General features: G+C 70.9%; 23 protein-coding genes. 15 read left to right on the top strand and 8 right to left on the bottom strand.

The genetic code is table 11. The features are described 5' to 3' along the window. The first annotated feature begins 69 nt into the window (after positions 1 to 69). The 4 genes from ABFX50_RS26630 to ABFX50_RS26615 are packed head-to-tail and all read left to right on the top strand — an operon-like array spanning position 70 to position 3,232. Positions 70 to 483: a TOBE domain-containing protein gene (locus tag ABFX50_RS26630; RefSeq protein ID WP_346150072.1), complete on the top strand. Its 414-nt coding sequence runs from the start codon at positions 70 to 72 to the stop codon at positions 481 to 483. A 9-nt stretch (positions 484 to 492) separates the two neighbouring features. Beyond that, positions 493 to 1,299: a molybdate ABC transporter substrate-binding protein gene (modA, locus tag ABFX50_RS26625; protein ID WP_346150071.1), complete on the top strand. Its 807-nt coding sequence runs from the start codon at positions 493 to 495 to the stop codon at positions 1,297 to 1,299. Positions 1,300 to 1,304: 5 nt separating this feature from the next. Next, a complete protein-coding gene (locus ABFX50_RS26620; protein WP_428834707.1) occupies positions 1,305 to 2,192 on the top strand; it encodes an ABC transporter permease in 888 nt (295 codons plus the stop codon). Beyond that, the gene (locus ABFX50_RS26615) at positions 2,189 to 3,232 is read left to right on the top strand and encodes an ABC transporter ATP-binding protein (protein ID WP_346150070.1); all 1,044 of its coding nucleotides are present in this window, start codon (positions 2,189 to 2,191) and stop codon (positions 3,230 to 3,232) included. Before ABFX50_RS26620 ends, ABFX50_RS26615 begins: the two co-directional genes overlap by 4 nt. Positions 3,233 to 3,251: 19 nt before the next feature. Here the strand turns inward: ABFX50_RS26615 and ABFX50_RS26610 are convergent, their stop codons facing one another. Further along, positions 3,252 to 3,884 carry a DUF3159 domain-containing protein gene (locus ABFX50_RS26610; protein ID WP_346150069.1) on the bottom strand — a complete coding sequence of 211 codons (633 nt, stop codon included), beginning with the start codon at positions 3,882 to 3,884 and terminating at the stop codon, positions 3,252 to 3,254. 272 nt (positions 3,885 to 4,156) lie between these two features. On the opposite strand from ABFX50_RS26610, the gene ABFX50_RS26605 reads away from it, so the two are divergent. Genes ABFX50_RS26605 through ABFX50_RS26595 form a run of 3 tightly spaced genes read left to right on the top strand, consistent with a single transcriptional unit; the run spans position 4,157 to position 5,988 of the window. Next, complete coding sequence (locus ABFX50_RS26605) at positions 4,157 to 5,047, top strand: ATP-binding cassette domain-containing protein (RefSeq protein WP_346150068.1); 891 nt, start codon at positions 4,157 to 4,159, stop codon at positions 5,045 to 5,047. Further along, positions 5,044 to 5,784 carry an ABC transporter permease gene (locus tag ABFX50_RS26600; RefSeq protein WP_346150067.1) on the top strand — a complete coding sequence of 247 codons (741 nt, stop codon included), beginning with the start codon at positions 5,044 to 5,046 and terminating at the stop codon, positions 5,782 to 5,784. The genes ABFX50_RS26605 and ABFX50_RS26600 overlap by 4 nt, the downstream gene beginning before the upstream one ends. Continuing rightward, positions 5,785 to 5,988: a hypothetical protein gene (locus ABFX50_RS26595; protein WP_346150066.1), complete on the top strand. Its 204-nt coding sequence runs from the start codon at positions 5,785 to 5,787 to the stop codon at positions 5,986 to 5,988. Positions 5,989 to 6,127: 139 nt separating this feature from the next. Here ABFX50_RS26595 and ABFX50_RS26590 read toward each other — a convergent pair whose 3' ends face one another. Together ABFX50_RS26590 and ABFX50_RS26585 are read right to left on the bottom strand one after the other, a co-directional pair. Continuing rightward, entirely contained in the window at positions 6,128 to 7,651 is a 1,524-nt protein-coding gene (locus ABFX50_RS26590; RefSeq protein WP_346150065.1) for a hypothetical protein, read from the bottom strand. Positions 7,652 to 7,775: 124 nt separating this feature from the next. Next, positions 7,776 to 8,567 carry a DUF998 domain-containing protein gene (locus ABFX50_RS26585; protein WP_346150064.1) on the bottom strand — a complete coding sequence of 264 codons (792 nt, stop codon included), beginning with the start codon at positions 8,565 to 8,567 and terminating at the stop codon, positions 7,776 to 7,778. Positions 8,568 to 8,804: 237 nt separating this feature from the next. Here ABFX50_RS26585 and ABFX50_RS26580 point away from each other — a divergent pair, with 237 nt between their 5' ends. The 3 genes from ABFX50_RS26580 to ABFX50_RS26570 all read left to right on the top strand — a co-directional run bounded on the left by ABFX50_RS26580 (position 8,805) and on the right by ABFX50_RS26570 (position 11,650). Further along, positions 8,805 to 9,641 carry an alpha/beta fold hydrolase gene (locus ABFX50_RS26580; protein WP_346150063.1) on the top strand — a complete coding sequence of 279 codons (837 nt, stop codon included), beginning with the start codon at positions 8,805 to 8,807 and terminating at the stop codon, positions 9,639 to 9,641. A gap of 9 nt (positions 9,642 to 9,650) precedes the next feature. After that, on the top strand, positions 9,651 to 10,535 hold the full coding sequence (locus ABFX50_RS26575) for a helix-turn-helix domain-containing protein (RefSeq protein WP_346150062.1): 885 nt from the start codon (positions 9,651 to 9,653) through the stop codon (positions 10,533 to 10,535). A gap of 242 nt (positions 10,536 to 10,777) precedes the next feature. Then, positions 10,778 to 11,650, top strand: coding sequence for a hypothetical protein (locus tag ABFX50_RS26570; protein WP_346150061.1), 873 nt, complete (start codon positions 10,778 to 10,780; stop codon positions 11,648 to 11,650). A gap of 155 nt (positions 11,651 to 11,805) precedes the next feature. Here ABFX50_RS26570 and ABFX50_RS26565 read toward each other — a convergent pair whose 3' ends face one another. The 4 genes from ABFX50_RS26565 to ABFX50_RS26550 all read right to left on the bottom strand — a co-directional run bounded on the left by ABFX50_RS26565 (position 11,806) and on the right by ABFX50_RS26550 (position 15,289). Then, positions 11,806 to 12,966 (bottom strand): DUF6042 family protein, encoded by a 1,161-nt coding sequence (locus ABFX50_RS26565; protein WP_346150060.1) that lies wholly within the window; start codon positions 12,964 to 12,966, stop codon positions 11,806 to 11,808. Positions 12,967 to 12,995: 29 nt separating this feature from the next. Beyond that, complete coding sequence (locus ABFX50_RS26560) at positions 12,996 to 13,355, bottom strand: cupin domain-containing protein (protein WP_346150059.1); 360 nt, start codon at positions 13,353 to 13,355, stop codon at positions 12,996 to 12,998. Between the two features lie 461 nt (positions 13,356 to 13,816). Then, on the bottom strand, positions 13,817 to 14,191 hold the full coding sequence (locus ABFX50_RS26555; protein WP_346150058.1) for a DUF6223 family protein: 375 nt from the start codon (positions 14,189 to 14,191) through the stop codon (positions 13,817 to 13,819). Positions 14,192 to 14,449: 258 nt separating this feature from the next. Next, positions 14,450 to 15,289, bottom strand: coding sequence for an NAD(P)H-binding protein (locus ABFX50_RS26550; protein WP_346150057.1), 840 nt, complete (start codon positions 15,287 to 15,289; stop codon positions 14,450 to 14,452). A 265-nt stretch (positions 15,290 to 15,554) separates the two neighbouring features. Between ABFX50_RS26550 and ABFX50_RS26545 the strand changes: the two genes are divergently transcribed. The 4 genes from ABFX50_RS26545 (at position 15,555) to ABFX50_RS26530 (ending at position 19,228) form a co-directional block, all read left to right on the top strand. After that, on the top strand, positions 15,555 to 16,496 hold the full coding sequence (locus ABFX50_RS26545; RefSeq protein WP_346150056.1) for an RNA polymerase sigma-70 factor: 942 nt from the start codon (positions 15,555 to 15,557) through the stop codon (positions 16,494 to 16,496). Positions 16,497 to 16,614: 118 nt separating this feature from the next. Next, complete coding sequence (locus ABFX50_RS26540) at positions 16,615 to 17,679, top strand: hypothetical protein (RefSeq protein ID WP_346150055.1); 1,065 nt, start codon at positions 16,615 to 16,617, stop codon at positions 17,677 to 17,679. A 117-nt stretch (positions 17,680 to 17,796) separates the two neighbouring features. Next, a complete protein-coding gene (locus tag ABFX50_RS26535; RefSeq protein ID WP_346150054.1) occupies positions 17,797 to 19,020 on the top strand; it encodes a cytochrome P450 in 1,224 nt (407 codons plus the stop codon). 7 nt (positions 19,021 to 19,027) lie between these two features. Next, a complete protein-coding gene (locus tag ABFX50_RS26530; RefSeq protein ID WP_312895484.1) occupies positions 19,028 to 19,228 on the top strand; it encodes a ferredoxin in 201 nt (66 codons plus the stop codon). A gap of 74 nt (positions 19,229 to 19,302) precedes the next feature. Here ABFX50_RS26530 and ABFX50_RS26525 read toward each other — a convergent pair whose 3' ends face one another. Beyond that, positions 19,303 to 19,854, bottom strand: coding sequence for a MarR family winged helix-turn-helix transcriptional regulator (locus ABFX50_RS26525; RefSeq protein WP_346150053.1), 552 nt, complete (start codon positions 19,852 to 19,854; stop codon positions 19,303 to 19,305). Positions 19,855 to 19,976: 122 nt separating this feature from the next. On the opposite strand from ABFX50_RS26525, the gene ABFX50_RS26520 reads away from it, so the two are divergent. Beyond that, positions 19,977 to 20,852, top strand: a complete 876-nt coding sequence (locus tag ABFX50_RS26520; protein WP_346150052.1) for an NAD-dependent epimerase/dehydratase family protein — start codon at positions 19,977 to 19,979, stop codon at positions 20,850 to 20,852. Positions 20,853 to 21,025 lie beyond the last annotated feature (173 nt).

Below are 21,025 nucleotides of genomic sequence, written 5' to 3'. Positions count from 1 at the left end.
CCGATCGCCCTGCGGTTGCGAGGGAAGTCGGGGGTTCGGGCTCGAATGCGCGGTAGGTAGGGTGGACGTGTGACGACGTTCCGGATCAGCGAGGCCGCCGCGTTGCTCGGGGTCAGCTCCGACACCGTCCGCCGCTGGGTGGACGCGGGCCGGCTGGCGGCCGAGCGAGACGAACACGGCCACCGGCAGGTCAACGGCGCCGACCTGGCCGCCTTCGCTCGCGCCCAGGTCGGGACGGCGGGCGACGGCGGGCGCTCCTCGGCGCGTAACCGCTTCCGCGGGATCGTGACCGAGGTGATCAAAGACGCGGTGATGGCGCAGGTGGAGATCGCCGCGGGGCCGTACCGGGTGGTGTCGCTGATGAGCCGGCAGGCCGCCGACGAACTCGGCCTGGAGATCGGCGTCGTGGCCGTCGCCGTCATCAAGTCCACCAACGTCGTCGTCGAGATCCCCGACCACGAACGCGTGACCGGCAGCCAGTGAGGAGCCCCCTTGGTGTCCAGGCGTCTCTCCCTTCGGGCCCTCGCCCTGCCCGCCGCGCTCGCGATCGCCGTCGTCCTGTCCGGGTGCGGCTCCGGCCGGCCGTCCGCGTCCACCGCCTCGGGCCCCGCGGCGGCCGGTGACGGCGCCAAGGAGGTGACGGTGTTCGCCGCGGCGTCGCTGACCGGCACCTTCACCGAACTCGGCAAGGCCTTCGAGGCCGCCCATCCGGGGACGTCGGTGCGGTTCAACTTCGGCTCCAGCGCGACGCTGGCCCAGCAGATCGTCCAGGGCGCGCCCGCCGACGTGTTCGCCGCGGCCAGCCCTGCCACCATGAAGACCGTCACCGACGCCTCGCTGGCCGGCGCGCCGGCCACCTTCGTGCGCAACAAGCTGCAGATCGCCGTCCCCGCGGACAACCCGGCCGAGGTGGACGAGTTCCAAGACCTCGCCGACGCCAGGGTGAAGGTCGCGCTGTGCGCCCAGCAGGTGCCGTGCGGCGCGGCGGCGGTCAAGACGCTGAACGCCGCCGGGTTGAAGGTCACCCCGGTCACCCTGGAGCAGGACGTCAAGGCCACCCTCACCAAGGTCGAGCTCGGTGAGGTGGACGCGGCGCTGGTCTACCGGACCGACGTGATCGCCGCGGCGGGCAAGGTGAAGGGGATCGCCTTCCCCGAGGCGGACCAGGCGATCAACGACTACCCGATCGCGACACTGACCGAGGCGCCCGCCGGCGATCTGGCCCGGCGGTTCGTCGACCTGGTGCTGTCGCGACAGGGCAAGGACGTGCTGACCAAGGCCGGCTTCGAGACCCCCTGACGCCCATGACCTCCTCTGCCTCGCCCAGCCCCGACCACGCGCCCTCGCCCGGCCCCGACCGCGCGCCCTCGCGCGGCGGGCCCGTCGGCCGCCGGGGCTCGCCCCGCCCGGTCACCGGCCGCCTGCCCTGGATGCTGCTGGTACCCGCCGTGCTCGGGCTGGCCTTCCTGGTGCTCCCGCTCGCCGGGCTGCTGGTGAGGGCCCCGTGGCCGACGCTGCTGCAGCGGCTGGCCGAGCCACAGGTGCTGCAGGCGCTGCGGTTGTCGCTGGTGACCGCCAGCATCGCCACCGCGGTGTGCCTGGTGCTCGGGGTGCCGCTGGCCTGGCTGCTCGCCCGGGTGTCCTTCCCCGGGCGGCGGTTGGTGCGGGCGCTGGTCACCGTCCCGCTGGTGCTGCCGCCGGTGGTCGGCGGCGTGGCGCTGCTGCTGCTCCTGGGACGACGGGGGCTGCTCGGGCAGTGGCTGGAGTCCACCTTCGGTCTCACGCTGCCGTTCACCACCGCGGGAGTGGTCGTCGCCGAGGCGTTCGTGGCGATGCCGTTCCTGGTGATCAGCGTCGAGGGGGCGCTGCGCGGCGCCGACCAGCGCTTCGAGGAGGCCGCCGCCACGCTCGGCGCTTCACGCTGGACCGTCTTCCGCCGGGTCACGCTGCCGCTGATCATGCCGGGCATCGTGGCGGGGGCGGTGCTGTGCTGGGCCCGGGCCCTCGGCGAGTTCGGCGCCACCATCACCTTCGCCGGCAACTTCCCCGGCACCACCCAGACCATGCCGCTGGCCGTCTACCTGGCGCTGGAGACCGAGCCTGAGGCCGCCATCGTGCTCAGCCTCGTCCTGCTCGCCGTCTCGGTCATCATCCTGGCCAGCCTTCGCGACCGGTGGGTGAACACCCCATGAGCCCCGACGGTCTGCGTGCCCGGCTGGTCGTCACCCGGCCCTCGTTCGCCCTCGACGTCACCCTGGAGGCCGCCCCCGGCGAGGTGGTCGCGCTGCTCGGCCCGAACGGCGCGGGCAAGACCACGGCGCTGCGCGCCCTGGCCGGGCTCACCGCCCTGTCCGGCGGCAGCCGGATCACCCTCGACGGCGAGCCGCTGCACACCACCGCCGCCGAGCGGCGTCGGATCGGCATGGTCTTCCAGGACTACCTGCTCTTCCCCCACCTGTCCGCGCTCGACAACGTGGCCTTCGGGCCACGCTGCCACGGCGCCTCCAAGGCCGAGGCCCGCCGCGCCGCCGCCGCCCTGCTGGAGCGCGTCGGGCTGGCCGAGCACGCCGCAGCCAAACCCCGCCAGCTGTCCGGCGGCCAGGCCCAGCGCGTCGCCCTGGCCCGCGCGCTGGCCGTACACCCCCGGTTGCTGCTGCTGGACGAGCCCCTGGCCGCGCTCGACGCCCACACCCGGCTGGAGATCCGCTCCCAGCTGCGCCGCCACCTCGCCGACTTCGACGGAGCCACCGTGCTGGTCACCCACGACCCGCTGGACGCCATGGTGCTCGCCGACCGGCTCGTGGTCGTCGAGCAGGGCGCCGTCGTCCAGCAGGGCGCCCCCGCCGAGGTGGCCCGCCGCCCCCGCACCGACTACGTCGCCCGCCTGGTCGGGCTCAACCTCTACCGCGGCGTGGCCGACGGAGCGCGGGTCACGGTGGGCGAGCTGCTGTTCAGCACGTCCGAGCATCTTGAAGGGCCGGCGTTCGTCGCCTTCCCGCCCGCCGCCGTCGCCCTCTACCGCTCCCGCCCCGACGGCAGTCCGCGCAACCTGTGGCAGGCCACGATCGAGGGCATCGAACGGCACGGCGACAACGTCCGCGTCCACCTCGACGGCCTGATCGCCGCCTTCGCCGACATCACCCCTGCCGCCGTCGCCGACCTCGACCTCGCCCCGGGTCAGCAGGTCTGGGCGTCGGTCAAGGCCACAGAGACACACGCCTACCCGGCATGACCGCGCACCCGCCCGCGGTTCAGGCGCCCTGGCCGGTCTCCCCCTCCCGCCGGACGCGGGCCCGCACGACGCCGGGATACCACGCCGTGAAACGCACGGCGGCGACGATCGCGGCGATCTGGATGATCCAGCCGGTCCAGAGGTTGTCAGGGTCGCGAAGGACGAGATCCCCGTAGGCGCCGGCGACCGCGGCCACCAGGAACGCCAGCCCCCAGACGCCGGTGATCACGTAGTTGGTGCGCAGGAAGGCCGGCGAGTGCCAGTGCGCGCGGTCGACCTGCTCGCGGGCGTACTGGAGGGTGAACGGCATCCGCACCGCCATGGAACCGAAGGCGATGAGGACCAGAGCGATGTTCGACACCTCACCCGCGTACGTCTCCAGCCAGCGGCGCGTGCCCGCGCTCGCGACCAGGCCCACCGCCGCCATGGCGGCGAAGAAGACCACCTCCGCGACCTCGAGCAGCTTCGGGGCGCCGCCCCGCCGGACGATCCGGTTGGCCACGATGAGAAGGACGGACACGGCCAGCGCGAGCACCACGGACAGCTCGAACCGGCCTGGCCCGACGAGCACGGAGAAGATGATCCACGGGGCCATTCCGACGACAGGGTTGTCCAGGACTCCGGCCGGCTTCCCGTTGGCTTGGCTGTCCATAGGTGAACCTTCCGCGACGGGATCCTCACTCCCAGTGTGCCCCCTGTCCCGCAGGCGGCACCATGCCGCCCCGGCGGCGTCCACCTGGTCGGATATCGCCGAACGGGGATCGGCACCCGCGGGCGCGCGGCTCACCGGCCGGCACCGCTCTTCTCGCGCGCACCCGCGCACCGGCTCCGTCCTGGAGAGTAGGAGCAGGGTCCTGGATCGACTCTGCGGGGATGGTTCCGAGGCAGGAAGAGACCGGCCGCCCGCGACGGCACGCTGGGATCATGACCGCGATTCGCGCAGTGAACCTGCACAAACGCTACGCCGGCACCACCGCGGTGGCGGACCTGTCCTTCGCCGTCGAGCCCGGCAGGGTGACCGGCTTCCTCGGCCCCAACGGGGCCGGCAAGTCCACGACCATGCGCATGATCCTCGGGCTCGACCGGCCGTCCGGCGGCACCGCGCTCGTGGACGGGCGCCCGTACCACGAGCTGCGGCACCCGCTGCGCAAGGTCGGCGCGCTGCTGGACGCCAAGGCCGTGCACGGGGGGCGCAGCGCGCGCAACCACCTGCTGGCCATCGCCCAGAGCAACGCCATCCCCGCGAGCAGGGTGAACGAGGTGCTGGAGATCGTGGGCCTGCGGGAGGTGGCCAGGCGGCGGGTCGGCGGCTTCTCGCTGGGCATGTCGCAGCGGCTCGGCATCGCCGCGGCGCTCCTCGGCGACCCCGAGATCCTGATCTTCGACGAGCCGGTCAACGGCCTCGACCCCGACGGCATCCTGTGGATCCGCAGGCTCATGCGCAAGCTCGCGGCCGAGGGGCGGACGGTGTTCGTCTCCAGCCACCTCATGAGCGAGATGGCCCAGACCGCCGACCACCTGATCGTGATCGGCAGGGGCAGGCTCATCGCCGACACGAGCGTGGAGGAGTTCATCGGGCGCAGCTCGCAGGGGTACGTGCGGGTCCGCTCGCCCCGGCTGGCCGAGGTGGCCGAGCTGATCAAGGCGGGAGAGCCGGACGGCGACCACCTGCGGGTGACCGCGATGAGCACGCTCGAGATCGGCACGATCACCGCCCGCGCCGGCATCCCGCTGGAGGAGCTGACGTTCGTGCAGCCCTCGCTGGAGGCGGCCTACATGGAACTCACCAAGAACAGTCTGGAGTTCACCTCATGATCGACATTTTCAGGTCCGAATGGACCAAGATCCGCTCAGTCCGCTCCACGGTATGGACGCTGGCCGTCACCGCCGTGCTGATGCTGGGCTTCTCCGCCCTCACCAACGCCTCGGCCAAGGGGGCGGCCGACGGGCCGGTCCCGGGCTGGCAGGCGATCATCCTGGGCCTGACCGGTACGATGCTCGCCTCGCTGTCCATGGCCACCCTGGGTGTACTGGTGATCTCCAGCGAGTACCGCACAGGGGGCATCCGCACCTCGATCATGGCCGTGCCCAGGCGCATAAACCTGCTGACCGGCAAGATCGTGCTGTTCGTCGCGGTCTCGCTGGTCGTCTGCACGGTCGCGTCGGCCGCCGCGATCGGCGTCGGCGTGGCGATCTCCCAGCCGCCGTCGATAGAGATGGGCGAGGTGGCGCGTGCCTCGCTCGGGTCGGGTCTCTACCTGACCGCGTGCGGGCTGTTCGGACTGGGACTGGGCACGCTGATCAGGCACACGCCGGGCGCGATCGTGTCGGCCATCGCGCTGATCCTGGTGCTGCCCACGATGGCCAACCAGCTTCCGGGAGAGTGGGGCGCGAGCGTGGCCGCGTACTTCACCACGAACGCCGGCCTGCTGGTCGTCTCCGGCCAGAGCAACGGCTCGTTGGGCCCGTGGAGCGGGTTCGCGGTCTACCTCGCCTGGGTGGCCGCCGCGGTGCTCGCGGGCGCCGTGCTGATGCAACGCCGCGACGCGTAGTTGAGTTCGGCCCTGTCGGTTGATCTCGAAAGTGCCGCCTTCCAGAAGATCGGCGATCTGAGACGGGCACTGCAACTGGCTGAGGGCGATGATCCTCCCAGGGAGGAGCCGGTGAAGGCGGCGATGTCCGCGCTGCATGCGTTGAGCGATCACCTCGCCGATTGGCTGATGCAAGGGCGTCACCAGCCGGATGCGTCCGGCTGAACGGCCGCCTGGCCAGGGTGGAGGATCGGGCAGCATGGCGTCCGAGAGGATCATGCCGTGCGACCCGGCGCGGTGTGGCAGGCGGACGAAGCCTTCGGTGATCGGCCGGCGCGTTCCTGGCAGCGCGACGGTCTTGCGGTCAGTTCGGATCCGCCTCCGCCCCAGGGCGCTCGGGGGCGGGAGTGCGGGGGATGAGGGTCAGGGCGGCGGCCAGGCAGGCCAGGGGGATCGCGGGCAGGACGTAGCGGGGGTCGTAGTCGGCGGAGGCGGCGGGGATCACGAGCAGGGCCCAGGCCATGAGCCAGGCCGTCAGCGCCTCGCCGTCCCGCCCCCGCGCACCCGCTTCGGTCCCGGGTCGCCGGCGCTGCCGCCGCCTCGCTGCGACGCCGACCACGGGGATGAGCATCAGGACGGCCAGCGCCGGGCCCGGCAGCGACAGGCGGGCCTGGTAGGCGCGGACCCACCGGGCGTAGGGCTGAACCACGCGGGTGACGCCGGTGGCGCCGCCGTAGGCCGCGGCGAGCTCTGTCTGGCGCACCGCGGCGGCGCTGTTGAGCGCCCTGCGGGCGCTCTTCGGGAAGTGGTACTTGGCCTCCGTCCAGGTGGTGGGGTACGGAGACCGGCCCGGCGCGAAGGCGCGCAGCGTGTCGCGGGCCACCACCTGCAGATAGTCGCCCGGCTGGGCCTTGATCGCCGCCCAGAGGAAGCGGCGGGCCAGGTCGTTGGAGCGCGGCCCGTAGATCCCGCCGATCCGGCGGAACGGTGACTCCTTGGAGAACATGGCCGCGTAGACCGGCGAGGCGATCCTGGGATCGCTCGGAGGCCTCTTGGGGCACAGGACGGCCAGGTCGGGGGCGGGTCTGATGCGTGCGCAGTCGGCGAAGGCGGCAGTCCGCCCGTACAGCCAGACCGCGCTGTGCCGGTTGAAGCCCCACTCGCCGTAGTGACTGTGGAACCACGCCATGTACGCGGTGACCGGTACCAGGAACGCCCCCACCGCCACGATGACGGTCAGGCCCGACGCCCGTCGTCGCCAAGCGCCGCCGCCGGCGCCTGCGCCGTTCAGACCCGTCATGACGAGGCCCGCCGCGATGACAAGGATCAGTGGGAGGCCGACGATCCTGGTCACCGCCGCGCATCCGGCCAGCAGTCCTGCCACCCCCGCCGACCACCGGGGCACGGGGCTTCGCCACAGCAGGACGGTCACCGCCGACATCACCAGGAAGGCGAACAGTTCATCGGAGACCAGCAGGTGCTCCAACTGCAGGCGGTCGCCCTCGAGCAGCACCGGGATCGAGGCGGCGCAGCCCAGCGCCTGGGGCAGCCAGGGCCGGTGCGGCCATCGGGCGCGCGCCGCCCGCCATACCAGCGCGTACACCATCACCCCGGTGAGCAGGCCCATGACGGCCTGGGCGGCCACCACCGCGGTGAACCCGTGCAGCGGCCGCAGCAGCCACAGCAGGATCGGATACCCGCCGGGGTGGTGCGCCGCGGGCGTCAGCGTCAGCGCCGCGCGCACGTACACGGCCGAGTCGCCGGTCCACAGCATCGAGGGATACCCCGCGGCGGCGACGATCCGCAGCGTGGCCGCGGCCGCCAGCACCCCCGCGAAGAGCGCGTGCCGCCACGCCCATCGGCCGCAGGCGCTCAGCCGCCGGAACATCGCGCCGCTCCCGGGCCGATCGCGGCAGGCCGGTAGGCGAGGAGGACCAGACGGCCGGACACGCGACGTTCCATGCCTGCTCGCCTACCCCGCCGCCCGCGGGGTGCCCGGCCCTCCCGTCGATCTATGGCGCTCCATGGCCGGAAGATTCCGCCGTCTTTCCTTTGGGCGGCTTTCCTCTGGGCGGCGGGTAGCGTTCCGGGAACCCCGCGCCGTCACCGCCTGCCCGGTCCCCGATCTCCTGCCCGCGCAGCAGACGGAGGGCGAGCAGGCTCAGCCAGCACCACCCCGCGGTGATCGAGATGCGCTGGAACAGCCCGGCCACGTCCACCAGCCCCTCGGTCTGCTCGAAACCCATGCCGGCGAGCACGAACGCCCCTGTGAAGACGATGCCGGTGACCGCGGAGTAGGCGGCCCAGAGCGGACTCCCCCATCCGGCGAACCTCCTGGCGAAGACGAAGCAGGCCGCCACCAGGGCCACGAAGGCGAGCAACGAGACGACGTCGTGCAGGGCGGCGTGCGCGCTGCCGTACTGCGTGAGCCTGCCGGGGGTGCCCTGCGGATACCCGCTGATGGGGTCGGTGACGAAGACGCCCGCGCCGATCAGCCCCGCCCCCCAGACCCCGACGAGCACGGGCCCCCAGGTCGAGCCGCCGAAGGGCCGGAGCGCGCGCCTGAGTCCGACGGCGAAGGCCACCGTCAAGGCGCCCGCGACGACGAAGGTGGCCACCTGCGTCCAGCCGAGGTCGCCCAGGGCGAGCGAGCTGACCGGGTGACGCAACGGGTCGTAGCCGGCGCGGGTGGCGCCCGTGATGAGGAAGACGACGACGAACAGCGGGCCGGCGATCACGCCGCAGACGAGGAGAGGGGCGGCGCGTGCCGTGTCGGGCCGTGCTCGCGTCGATTTCTGCCGCATCCGTCCTCCGCCATTCTCACAGTAACCGAGCGGGAGCCGGAGAACATCGGCCCGCAGGCCGATGTCGCGCGGCCACCGGCTCCCTCACCTGTGACCCTGACCCTGCGCGATGGGGAGGGAACATGCCCGGCCTGGAGAACAAGGTCGCCGTCATCACCGGCGCGGCGAGCGGTATGTGCGACTCCGCGGGAACATTTGTCCAAGACTGACAGTCGGCCGCCCGTGCATGGTCTCCGCATGAGTAACTACGACATTGAGCACTCGCATGGGATGCACGTGATCCATGACGGCCCGCGGCAGGCGCCGCCGTTGTTGCTCATCCACGGATCGGGGGCTTCGGGCGGCTTCTGGAGCCCGGTGGTCCCGGCACTGGCCGGTCACCATCACGTCATCCGGGTCGACCTCCCGGGCTGCGGCCAGTCCCCGCCCGCGCCGTCGTACGACGTGCCTGCGCAGGCGGGCCGGGTGGCGGCGCTGCTGGATGACCTCGGCCTTCGTCACGTCGCCGCGGCCGGGCACTCCAGCGGCGGCTACGTCGCCACCGCGCTTGCCGAACAACGTCCCGACCTCGTGGGTTCGCTTGCACTGATCAGTAGCGGCCCACGTCCGGATGCGCTCCTTCGGCAGCCGTTCATCCTTCGGGTCCTGTTGGCCCCGCCTTTGGGCCCGCTGCTGTGGTCGAGGCGTTCGGATGCGATGATCCGCAGGGGGATCAGCGCGACGGCCGCTCGCCCGGTGGACCTCCCGGACGACGTGGTCGCCGACGTACGGGGCATCACCTACCGTGTGATGAGGACGGTGCTGCGCCGGAACACCGCGTACATCGCCGAGCGGAGCGTGCCCGAGCGTCTCGCCGCCCTCGAGGTCCCCGTGCTGGTGATCTTCGGCGCTGCCGACCCCCGTTGGGAGCCGTCGTCGGCGCACCAGTACGACTCGGTGCCGAACGCGCGGGTCGAGCTGCTGCCCGGCGTCGGGCATCTCCCCATGGTGGAAGCGCCCGAGACGACCAGCGAACTGCTGCTGGGCTTCACGGCAACGGCCGCTGACAGCCCGACCATGATCCCTGAGGCCTAGACTGGTCACGTGTTGTCGACCAGGACGCCACCTGACGAGGCGTGGGTGGACGTCGCAGTCCCACGCCCGTCGGTTCGGCTGCCGGGGGTCAGCATGGCCGGGTTCCGCCATCGCGCCCCGGCCGCTGTGGACATCGCCATGGTCGCGCACCCGTCCGTCACCCTGCTCGTCGACCTGAGCGAGGGAGAAGGCGTCGTCTACGAAACCCATGGCCGGCACGAGCGCGGCAGTGTCGTCGTCGGGCTCCTCCCCGGCGATCTCCGGGCAACTGGCCGGGGAGTCGGCGAGTGCCTGCAGATCCGGCTGGAGCCGGTCGCGGCGGCTGCGTTGTTCGGCGCGTCGGCCGAGCTCAGCGGGACGGTGGTAGCCCTTGAGGATGTCTGGGGCCGCGACGCCGGGCGAGCTGAGGACAGGCTGCGCGCCGCCGCGTCGTGGGACGAACGGTTCACGATCGCCGTGGACATCCTCGGCCGGCGGCTGGGCGCCCACTCACCGGTCGATCCGCAGGTCGCCCGCACCTGGCGGCGGACGCTCACCAGCCGGGGGCGGGTGCGGGTCGACGGCTTGGCGGACGAGGTCGGCTGGAGCCGCAAGCGTTTGTGGTCCCGCTTCCGGTCCCAGCTCGGCATCACGCCCAAACGCGCCGCCCGACTGGTGCGCTTCGACCACGCCGCCCACCTTCTCGCGGCGGGCCACGCCGCCGCCCGCGTCGCCACCGAGAGCGGCTACGTCGACCAGTCCCACCTCCACCGCGAGGTCACGATGTTCGCCGGGCTCACGCCCACGGCCCTGGCCGTGGCGCCGTGGCTCGCGATCGACGACGTCGCGTGGCCGGCTTCATCGCCGACCTGGCGCCCTGCGAAGGGTGGCGAACGCATCCCCGACCTTCGTTGAACAGCTTGCTCTGGACGGCCCGGATGGTCAGCCCCGCTCCAGAATCGCGGCGGATCGCCGCGGACAACTCGACCTTGGGCCGCACCAGCGCCACCTCATCCCGCCAAGCACACCGATGCTCTCACCACTAGCCTCCGAGCGCTGTTGCTTCTCAGCGACATCGTCTTCCAGCGGATACGTACTGCACCAACCGAACTGCTTGCGGCGGTGACCGGAGCGGTGGAAGCTTGATCGTCATGCCGGTGCCCCCGCCCTGGGTCGACGACCTGTTCTCGTTCCCCACGCCGCCTCCGCTCGCCAAGCTGGTCGGCATCGCCTGGGAACATGCCTTCACCGACGAGGACATGTACGACCAGGACCTCCTGATAACCCACTACGACTTCATGTTCGATCTGGAAGCCGCTCCCGACGCACCCGACGGCTGGGAATCCACCTATCCGGACATGCGACAGAACCACGTGCCGCCCGTGCCGTTGTTCGCCACACCCGAGTTGGTGCAGTTCGGCCATCTGGGCACCGGCACCTACGTTGGCTGGGTGGTGCCCGCCCCGGAGTTGCGCGGAACCGACCACCCCGTCGCCCTCTTCGGCCAGGAACCCGGTGCGCGCATCATCGGCAGGGACACCCGGGCCGGGCTGGAGTGGATGCTCTCGTTCGGCCTCCGCCGAGAGAACCTCCGGGACGACGACTGCGCCCTCATCGCCCGCCTCGCCGCCGAACTCGACCTCCACCCCGCCCCCGAGCACGGCATCACCCCCGACGGTTTCGACGTGGTGGTTCCCCTTGAGCTCGCTGTCCCGTCCGGGTGGAGACACGAGCCCGACGTGAACGGGGCCGGGATCGGCGTGCTGGCCCCCGCCGACGCGTTCACCGACCGCAGCTATGTGTACGCCGGCGGGTGGCTGGATGAGATCCTCGCCGATGCCGACCGTCTGCTGGACGCGGGATTCCCTGCGACCGCCCTGCTGGAGCTCATCGACGCCTTTCACGACGAGCGCGACCGGTTCGCCCATCTACACCCCCTCTGGGCGCGCGCCTACCAGGACCTCGGCCGTCCCCAGCTCGCGGCTCGACTCGAAACCATGATCCCGATGTATCAACGCCTTCAACACTGAGGACCACGGTCGGCGACCGCGTGAGGGCCACGGCTCCCCTGGCGTTGACCGGGTTGGGCCGGTCGACGGCTGTAGGCTGCGGCTCTCCCGCCGGGACTGATTCGCCAAGCTCAGCGGGCCCCTCCGGGAGACCTGCACCCGTCTCAAGTCGGGCATCAGCGAGCCTCTTCGCCCCTGAGCCGCATGGCTTCACGGACGTTCGAGCCAGGCTCGGTTTGCAATGGCGGACGCGGGACGGCCGTGAACGCGTCCTTGCCACGAACGCTCAGCAGGCCACGCTCGACGCCGTAGCCAAGCGCCTGGCCGATCTCTGCTGCCGGGGCCAGCAGCCGTTCAGCGAGCTCCTCCATCGTCTCCGACACCGTTTGGCCGGGACTCCATACCGCCACGGCGGCCAGATCCGCGGCGAGGCGGGTGTATCGGTGAAACGCGTCCTGACGCCGGAGCGCCGCCGCCTGCTCGGCGGACAGCCGTACCACCTCATCAGCGCGCGGCGGCTTCGTGGAGAGCTGATAGCGCGTCGCTCCACCCGAGGTCCACGCGACCACCAGGCCGGCCGCCACCAGGAACGGGAGCAACTCCAGCCGCGTGGTCGGTGCGGGTACCCCGAGCTGGACAGCGAACTCCGAGAGGGTGTCGGAGAGCGGGGCACCCCAGTCGCCCGAAGAGCTGGACCACGGGTGGTAGGCGGCGGCGATCTGTTCCTCGGTGGCATCGCCTGCGGCGGCCGCCACCCGGACGGCGTGAAGCACCTCCTGAGACGGGAGCCCGAGGCTGGTCTCCCATCGGGTGAGCGGGGGCGGCACGGCGGGGTGGCTCCGGCTGAGCCACAGCGGAGGCTCATGGGAGCCAGAGGTCGCCCAGAACTGCATGCGCCACAGGTCGCCCTTCGAGGCCTCAAGGCCGGGGATCTCCGGTGGTGTCCTCCTGCAGGAGACCCGAACCCGGTACAGCCCTGGAGGCCCGAGCCGGAGGGGCCTGTCGCTGTAGACCTCGCTGTGGAGCACGGTGGTCAGCATGACGGAGCCGGTGTTGGCGTGGTACGGAGTCTCGACCACGTCGTCCCAGCCGTCGTCAAGGGGCAGGGGAGCGTCGTGCGCTTCCAGGCGCACGCGGTGGCGCCCGTCGCGCGCCACCGCCTGTAACCAGGCGTCGCCGGCCCTGGCGATCGTGCCGCCCGGTTGCGCGTCCATGTCGTGCTCGCCGAGCAAGGGCACACCGCGCAGCGGCCTGGAGGCTGGATCGACCCCTGGCGCGTCCCTGATGACGATCGTTCCGTACTCCGGCCAGTAATTCTCTACGGCGACCGTTCTCATGCCCCGACCGTAACGACTGGCGCCGACAGTTACCGGCTACTGCCTGCGCTGGGACCCAGCAGGTCGCCGGCTCCGCCTTCCTTCGCGGGGCCGGGCTCCTTGAGCTCGATGAAGATGCTGTGGGTCTCCGTGTCGCCGATGTTCTCGCCGGAATGCTCCTGGGCGTCGAGCCAGCGCACCTGCCCCGCGGGGAGCTCGACGGCGACCTCCCGCCCTCCTGCCGACAGCTTCCTGCGGAAGGAGCTCAAGGTGTACATGACGCTGTCGGGATGCTGGTGCGCGACCGTCCTGTCACCGGGCCGATCCCTGTACTCCAGTACGCGGACGCGATCGTTCTCGAAGATCACCTTGTAGAGCTCTGGGTTGGTGACCGCTGGGTCCTTGCTCATGCCGGCCTCGCTCACTGTGATCGCCGTGGAGCCGGCCCCGGCCCGGGGCCGCACGGCAGACCCTACGGCGCGACGCTTGCAGATCGCATGCAGCCCAACCGGCCGATAAACGAGATGTGGTCGTAGTGGTGATCCGTACCGTGGAGATCGCTTCATTCAGAGAAGAGCAACCCCCGGTGCGCTGACAGCGGTTACTTCATGGCATTCATTCGATTCGAATCCGCACGCCAGGGTTCGCGGCTGTCCAGGCTGGTCAGGTCGAGCGTCACCTTGTCGGCGAACACCCAGGTGCCAGGCCATGGAGGTGCAGGTGTCGAGGACGTCCAGATGATCACCTCCCAGTGGTTGAGGGTGGATCGGTCCGCTCCCGAGCCTGTGAGGCAGGGAAGGTCGCCCGCCGTGCGGCCCGACCGGGTCCGAGCCAGGGCGCCGTAGAGGCCTGAAGCCGAGCCTTGGCCGGGTCAGGCGATGCGGCGGGCTCGGGACAGGGCCAGCCCGCCCAGGACCATGCCGATCAGCCCGAGCAGCAGGGCGAAGATGGCGCCGGCCAGCCCGTTGCCGGTACCGAAACCGCCGGCGGAGTTGGCCGCGTGCAGCCCACCGGTGATCAGGCTGGTCAGCCCGAGCGCCAGGGCCGTGACGGCGCCGGCGCGCCGGTCGCCGACGCCGATGCGACCCGCGGAGCGGGCTCGGGCCAGCCCGCCGATGATCACGCTGATCAGTCCCAGCACGACGGCCACGGTGGGCAGGGTGCGCCCGGAGCCGATGTCGTAACCAGCGGCGGTGACGGAGAACTGCACGGCCTCGGGTGCGGCGAGCAGGAGACGGACGGACATGGAGGATCCTTTCGAATCGTCCCGGGCCAGCCGGAGCAGGGTGGATCGGCCTGGGCCTGTCGAGGCGCCGACGTGGAACGCCTGGGAGGGTTTCAGGTGTGCTGTGGCGATTGAGCGGAACCGGCCATTCAGGGCCCGGGGCATCTATTCCGCGGAGCTATCGCCGGTTGCCGTTCTGCTCGACGAAGGCCTGCCCGGTGATCGGCTTGCCCCGGTACCGTCCGGTGACGGTGGCAGCGCCCTCGAAAGGGCCTTCCGTCAGGCCGACGCCGCGCCGAAGGCGGCGGCGTGGTCGGCGACCCACTGCGCGTAGGTGAAGGGCGGTCGGCCGGTGACCTTTTCGACCGTCGGCAGGACCTCCGCGGTCTTGCCGACTCTTGCGGTGAGCGCGTCGACGTAATCGTCGATCCCCGGGGCGGGCATGCCGAGGCGGGCCATCTCGTCCCTGAACCAGGCCTCGGACTGCTCCTCCCACCGCAACGGCCGCCCGATGGTCTCCGCGATGACGCGCAGGCGGTCGATCGGGGTCAGCGACTGCGGCCCGGTCACCGAGTACCCCTCGCCTGCACGCCCATCGAGGAGGCTGCGGACGGCGACCGCGGCGATGTCGCGCGGGTCGACAGGGGCCGTCGCGGCGTTGCCATACCGCCCGCGTACGTCACCGCCGTCGATGATCTGGGGCGCCCAGACCAGGTCGTTGGTCGTGAGCGCGTCGGGCCGCACGAAGGTCCACGCCAACCCGGACGCTTCGACGGATCGTTCGAGCCGCAGGTGCAGGTCGCCGACCCAGCTGGGCTCGGACCAGGTGACGGACACCGAGGACAGCATCACGACATGCCGCAGGCCGGCTCGCCTCGCCACGTCGAGGAATCCGTCGACCCCCTGGAGAACGGGGAACAGGAAGGCCCGCTCGATGCCGGACAGTGCCTCAGGCAGGGTTTCCGGCTGGGTCAGGTCGCCGGTCACGACCTCGACCTGGTCCGGGAACGCATGGCCGCTGGGGTTGCGGGTCATGACGCGGACCTTCTCACCTGCCTCCAGGAGTTGGCGGACGACGTTGGAACCGACGTTTCCGGTGGCACCTGTCACCAGGATCATGGTGGGGATCTCCTTCGGTTTCTTTGTTTCTTCGAGCCGGGGGCAGGTCGGTGACGATCGCGTCACTCGACCAGCCGTCCGGTGGATTCGAGGTCAGCGGTGAGTTCCACGCGCGGCGTCCTGACGACCATGAGGCGTTGGGCCCCCGGACTTTGTGACGGCCTGGACATGTGACATACGCCACCCTTCGCGGGTGTCACAGGGCGATGCGGGCCGGCGCCTTATGTGGAGAGCAAGGTGCGAAGAGAACACCCAGGAGCGGGCGATGAACGAGCACAGCGAGGCAACGGCCGGCCCGGGCGAGCCGCCCTTCGGTGACGGCCGGATGGACTCCGCCACCGAGACGTTCGTCGCTCACCGCAGCCTGCTGTTCACCGTCGCCTACGAGATGCTCGGATCGGCTGCCGACGCCGAGGACGTCCTGCAGGAAACCTGGTTGCGGTGGGTCAAGGTCGACGCGGGGCAGGTGCACGACCAGCGTGCCTACCTGGTCCGGGTCACCACCCGGCGCGCGCTGGACCGGCTGCGCACCATGAAGCGCCGCAAGGAGGCGTATGTCGGCCCCTGGCTGCCCGAGCCGCTGCTCACCACGCCGGACGTGGCCGAGGACGTCGAGCTCGCCGAAAGTGTGTCGATGGCGCTCATGCTCGTCCTGGAGACGCTGTCGCCGACCGAGCGTGCCGTCTTCGTGCTGCGCGAGGTCTTCGACGTCGGCTACGACGAGATCGCCGCCGCCGTCGGCAAGACCCCTGCGACCGTCCGCCAGATCGCGCACCGGGCCCGCCGGCACGTCGATGCTCGGCGGCCTCGTGAGGTCGTCTCCCCCATCCAGGCTCGGGCGGCTGTGGAGTCCTTCCAGCGCGCGCTCGAGACCAGGGACCTGCAGGGTCTGCTCGATGTGCTCGCCCCTGAGGTCGTCCTGGTGAGCGACGGCGGCGGCGTCAAGCGGGCCGCGCCGCGGCCGATCACCGGCGCCGACAAGGTGGCCCGCATGATCGTCGACGGCCTCGGCAAGGCCCGAATCGCGCTCACCAGCGAGCCCACCGTGGTCAACGGCAACCCGGCACTCCTCCTGCGCGTGGACGGCGAGATCGACGGCGTCATAGCAGTCAGGGTCGAGGACGCCCGCATCAGCGGCCTCTACTACGTCCGCAACCCGTGGAAGCTGACCCGCATCGCGTCGGAGACCCCCCTCACGCTGAAGTGATCCTTCAGCCGCCAGGCATGATCCCGACATCTCGACAGCGCGGAGCATCCCGAGCGAAGGCATCGGCTCATCGGCCCGACCACGTCAATCACGCAAACGTCGTATTCGAGGAGTAGACATGGCCGTTCAGGCCCCGCTGACAGCCGACACACCACCGTCACCCTGGCCGACGGTGGCCAGGGCAGTCGTCCTGCTCACAGCGAGCATCTCCGTGCTGCTCACCGCCTTCGCCTGGCCGTCGGTGCGCTCGTCGGTGCACGATGTGCCGATCGCCGTCGCCGGGCCGGCCGCCGCGGTCGAACAGGTCAGCACCGCTCTCGACCAACGCCTGCCGGGCGGCTTCGAGATCACCGAGGCCGCCGACACGGCGACCGCCGAACGGTTGATCCGCGACCGGGAGGTGTACGGGGCGATCGACGTCAGCTCCGGCACCCCGCAGGTCATCATGGCCTCCGCCGCCAGCACAGCGGTCGCTCAGACCCTGAACAGCGTCGCGACCGCGCTCGGCCAGGCGCAGGCACAGGGCGCCAGCCCGGCGGTCGCCGTCCGCGATCTCGTCACCTTGCCGGCCGACGACCCGCGCGGCGCCGGCCTGGCCGCCGGAGCCCTTCCCCTGGTCATGGCCGGTCTGCTCGCCGCGCTGTTGCTGACCAGACTCGTCCGCGGCACCACCCGCCGGGTCACGGGAGCGCTCGCCTTCGCCATCACCGGCGGCCTGGCCGTGGCTGCGATCCTGCAGTTCTGGCTCGGCTCGCTCAACGGCGCGTACTGGGCCAACAGCGGCGCCGTCGCCCTGACCATCGCGGCCACCTCCCTGAGCATCCTCGGGCTGGAGTCACTGCTCGGGTCGGCGGGCTTCGGTCTCGGCGCCGTCGCCATGATGCTCATCGGCAATCCCCTGTCAGGTACGGCGACCGCACCCGAAATGCTGCCCGGCTGGTCCGGCATCCTCGGCCAGCTGTTGCCGCCAGGGGCGGGTGGCCAGTTGCTGCGCTCCACCGCGTTCTTCGACGGCCGAGGGGCCACCCACTCCGTCATCGTCCTGCTCGCCTGGCTCACGCTCGGTGTCGTGCTGTGCGTGGCCAGCGGCCTGCGCGCGCGCCGTGCCGCCACCGTCGCCGCGGGACTTGTGAGGACGCCGGCAGCACCGGCCCCTACGACGTTCGCAACCCCGAGAGGCTGACCGCATCGCGCCCACGAAGCGGCGGCGCGACAGCCACCTGACCAGGCACCGCTTCTGGCCTCACCATCCGAACAGCCCAGAACGAATTCAGCCAGATCTCTCACCAGGAGGTTATTCATGACGAAGAACGTCGCCGACGAACTGGCCGGCCTGGAACTGCCGGTCGAGCGGGGCTGCCCGTTCGCCCCGCCCGCCGCCTACGAGCGGCTGCGCGAGCGGGCGCCGATCAACAAGGTCCGCCTGACCAGCGGCGGCCAGGCGTGGTGGGTGTCCGGGCACGAGGAGGCCCGTGCCGTCCTCGCCGACGGCCGCTTCTCCTCCGACAAGCGCAAGGACGGCTTCCCGCTCTTCACCCTCGACGCGGCGACCCTGCAGCAGCTCCGCAGCCAGCCGCCGTTGATGCTCGGCATGGACGGCGCGGAACACTCCGCGGCCCGCCGTCCGGTGATCGGCGAGTTCACCGTGAAGCGGCTGGCCGCGCTGCGCCCGAGGATCCAGGACATCGTCGACCACTTCATCGACGACATGCTCGCCACCGACCAGCGCCCGGTCGACCTGGTGCAGGCGCTGTCCCTGCCGGTGCCCTCACTGGTGATCTGCGAACTGCTCGGCGTCCCCTACACCGACCACGACTTCTTCCAGAGCCGCACCACCATGATGGTGAGCCGGACCTCGATGGAAGACCGCCGGCGAGCCTTCGCCGAACTGCGCGCCTACATCGACGACCTGATCACCCGCAAGGAGTCCGAACCCGGCGACGACCTGTTCAGCCGACAGATCGCCCGGCAACGCCAGGAGGGCACCCTCGACCATGCGGGCCTGGTGAGCCTCGCCTTCCTGCTGCTGACCGCCGGACACGAGACCACCGCGAACATGATCTCGCTCGGCGTGGTCGGGCTGCTCTCCCACCCGGAGCAACTGACCGTGGTCAAGGCCGACCCGGGCAGAACGCCCATGGCCGTGGAGGAACTGCTGCGCTACTTCACCATCGCCGACGGGGTCACCTCCCGGCTGGCCACCGAAGACGTGGAGATCGGCGGGGTGAGCATCAAGGCCGGTGAGGGCGTCATCGTCTCGATGCTGTCGGCCAACTGGGACCCGGCGGTGTTCAAGGACCCGGCCGTGCTGGATGTCGAGCGCGGGGCCCGTCACCACCTCGCCTTCGGCTTCGGCCCGCACCAGTGCCTCGGCCAGAACCTGGCCCGGATGGAGCTGCAGATCGTCTTCGACACGCTGTTCCGCCGTATCCCTTCCCTGCGGCTCGCCGTACCGATGGAGGACGTGCCGTTCAAGGGGGACTCCGTCATCTACGGCGTTCACGAACTCCCGGTCACCTGGTGAGCGGGACATGATGCGGATCAAAGCGGAAACCGGGCTCTGCGTCGGCTCCGGCCAGTGCGTCCTGACCGAACCGGCCGTCTTCGACCAGGACGACGACGGCATCGTGGCCCTGCTGACCGACCACCCCGACGACCAGAGCGCCGCACAGGTGCGCCACGCCGTCACCCTGTGCCCGTCCCGCGCGCTGTCCATCCTGCGGGACGCCTGAAGCCACTGACTCCGGTGTTCTCCTGCTCACCGAGGCCTCGGCCCGCCGTCGACTCGGCCGTACCCAGCTCGACGTCAGCGTACGTTCTGGTTCCGCTGCGCTTCGGCCTCCATGTCCGACCCCGTGTCGCCGAGGGAGACGAGCAGGCGGCGCAGGAGCACCGGGATCTGGTCGCGGTCGGCGGAGCTCAGGCCCTCCAGGAGCCGCCGCTCGTTGGCGACGTGATGCTCGACGAGCCTGTTGACCAGGCTCAGCCCCTGATCGGTGAGGGAGATCAGGACGCGGCGCCGGTGGGCCGGATCGACGGCGCGGTCCACCAGGCCCTTTTTCTCGAGCTGGTCGATGCGGTTGGTCAGGGCGGCCGAGCTGACCATCGCCGCCGTGCTCAGTTCGCCGGCGCTGAGGACGTGGGGCGGCCCGGAGCGCAGCAGGGTAGCCAGCACATCGAACTCCCAGGGCTCGATGCCGTGCAGGGAGAAGTGGTCCCTGATGGCGCGTTCGAGGAGGCGGGAGACCCGGGACAGGCGACCGATGATCTCCATCGGTGAGCAGTCCAGATCGGGGCGCGCCCTCTGCCACTGGCTGATGATCACGTCCACTCCGTCGTGGGGTTCGTCGGTCGTCATCGTGTGTCCTGTCCTGAGCGTGGGCTGTGCACAGAGACTAACACTTAGACGTCGAAGGGTTTGACTCTGGCGAACATCGTGGTCTAAGTTTTCGACATCGAAATTTTCGAGAGGAGACTTTGATGAAGATCCTGCTTATCGGTGCCGGCGGTTACCTCGGCTCGGCGGTCGCGGACCACCTGGACGAGGCCGGACACCACATCGTCGAACTGACCCGCGCCACCGACGACCGCCCGGAGAACGGGCGCGAGCAGCGTGTCGGCGACCTGACCGATCCGCGTTCGCTCACCCGGGCGGTGACCCCCGACATAGACGCCGTGATCAACATGGCGACGCCCACTGGAGACGCCGAGACCGACGCCGCCGCGATCGCCGCGCTGACTGATCCGCTGCGCGGCACCGGGCGAGCTTTCGTCTACACCAGCGGTGTCTGGGTGCTGGGAGCCACCGGGCCCGACCCCGTTGACGAGAACACCCCTGCCAACCCCATCCCGATCGTGGGATACCGGCCGACGATCGAGCGTCAGGTGCTCGACACCGCCGCGAGCGGTGTGCGCGCCCTGGTGATCCGCCCGGGCATCGTGCACGGCCGAGGTGGCGGCATTCCCGCTCTCCTGGTGAACCTGGCCCGCGAACACGCGGCGCCGAGGTTCGTGGGGGAAGAGGCGGTGCGCTGGCCCATGGTGCACGTCGACGACCTCGCCGACCTGTTCGTCGCCGCAGTGGAGCGGGCGCCCGCCGGGTCGCTCTGGCACGGTGTGAGCGAGACCGCGGTCGCCGTCCACGACCTCGCCTCCGCGGCCGGACGCGCCGCCGGTGTCCACGCGCAACCGCAGGGATGGCCGCTTGACCAGGCGCGTGAGGCGCTCGGCGCCCTGTTCGCCGACGCCCTCGCCCTGGACCAGAGCGTCAGCGGCGACGCCGCACGCGACAAGCTCGGCTGGCGTCCCCGGCGCGACGGCGCGATCGCCGATCTCGTCGACGGCTCCTACCGGTAGGACGACGGCACCACCCCCGGATCAGCACCACGACAACGCCTGACCAGCGCCCGGCGGCCACGGGCCGGACGTGCGGCCCTGACGGCCGGCCCCGGCCCGCCTCCCTACGCGCGCTTTCCAGCGGTTGACAGTAGATCAACCAGTCTATATAAATCGATCAGTAGACCGACTGT

The organism is Nonomuraea recticatena (assembly GCF_039533245.1).
GTDB classification, from domain to species: Bacteria; Actinomycetota; Actinomycetes; order Streptosporangiales; family Streptosporangiaceae; genus Nonomuraea; species Nonomuraea roseola.
Note: the sequence above shows the minus strand (reverse complement) of the source record. Positions and strands in the feature narration are given on the sequence as shown.